Genomic DNA, 1,218 nt, shown 5'->3' with positions numbered 1-1,218 from the left:
TGAATAGCCCCGAGTTTTGTAGACACCCTCGGGTTAGGTTCTCTGCTGCTTCTCGAACTCGACGGGCGACAGCATCCCGTTTCTGACGTGCTTGCGTTTCGGGTTGTAGAACATTTCGATGTAGTCGAACACGTCCTGGCGAGCTTCAGCGCGTGAACGGTAGACCTTTCGACGTATCCGCTCCCGCTTCAGCAGGTTGAAGAAGCTTTCGGCGACTGCGTTATCATGGCAGTTGCCACGTCGGCTCATCGAGTGAACCAGATTGTGGTGGTTGAGGAACGAGGCCCAATCCATGCTGGTGAACTGCGAGCCCTGATCCGAGTGGATCAGCACCTCGCCCTTCGGCTTGCGCCGCCAGACCGCCATGAGCAGCGCCTGCAGCACGACGTCCGTGGTTTGACGGCTCTGCATTGCCCAACCGATAACCCGGCGGGAATAGAGATCGATGACGACCGCGAGATAGGCGAAGCCCTCGGCGGTCCGGATATAGGTGATGTCCGTGACCCATGCCCTGTCCGCAGCCTCGACGTCGAATTGCCGGTCGAGCGTATTATCGACAATGACGGAGGGGCGGCCGCCATATTTGCCAGGACGACGTTTGTAACCGATCTCAGCCTTGATCCCGGCAAGCCTTGTCAGACGTGCGACGCGGTTCGGGCAGCACATCTCGCCTTGGTCGAGAAGGTCGTCATGAAGCTTCCGATAGCCATAGACCTTGCCGCTCTCTTCCCAAGCTTGAAACAGGAGATCGGTCTGTCGTTTGTCCTCGCTGGCCCGTTTGCTCAACGGGTTCTTCAGCCAGGCATAGAACCCGCTCGGGTGCACATGGAGAAGCCGGCACATCGTCCGCACCGAGAACCGCAGGCGATACAGGGCAATGAACGCGTACTTCACTTTGCATCCCTGGCGAAGTACGCGGCCGCTTTTTTTAGGATGTCGCGCTCCTCGGTAACGCGAGCCAGTTCCTTCTTCAGCCGCCTGATCTCGTCGGCCTCGTCGCTGGTCTTGCCGTTCGATATGCCGAACTTCTTCTTCCACTCGTAGAGCGAATGCTGGCTGACCCCCAGCCGCTGCGAGACCTCCGCTACCGGATAGCCACGCTCGGTGATCTGACGCACCGCGTCGCGCTTGAACTCTTCCGTGAAATTGCCTTTGCCCATGTAGGCCTCCTGCCTCAGATTTAGGGGAGAAGGCGTCTACAAATCTAGGGGCTATTCA

The 1,218-nt window shown here is 58.5% G+C and carries 1 protein-coding gene; it reads right to left on the bottom strand.

The genetic code is table 11. The features are described from left to right. Positions 1-33 precede the first annotated feature (33 nt). A protein-coding gene (locus tag FJQ48_RS12795) for an IS3 family transposase (RefSeq protein ID WP_139975426.1) occupies positions 34-1,160 on the bottom strand; the annotation gives its coding sequence in 2 pieces (ribosomal slippage) (positions 34-932 and positions 932-1,160; 1,128 coding nt in all). Positions 1,161-1,218 lie beyond the last annotated feature (58 nt).

The sequence above is a fragment of the Ochrobactrum sp. CGA5 genome (assembly GCF_006345815.1).
In the GTDB taxonomy this organism is placed as follows: domain Bacteria; phylum Pseudomonadota; class Alphaproteobacteria; order Rhizobiales; family Rhizobiaceae; genus Brucella.
The sequence above is the reverse complement of the archived record's forward strand: the minus strand, read 5'-3'. Positions and strand labels throughout refer to the sequence as shown.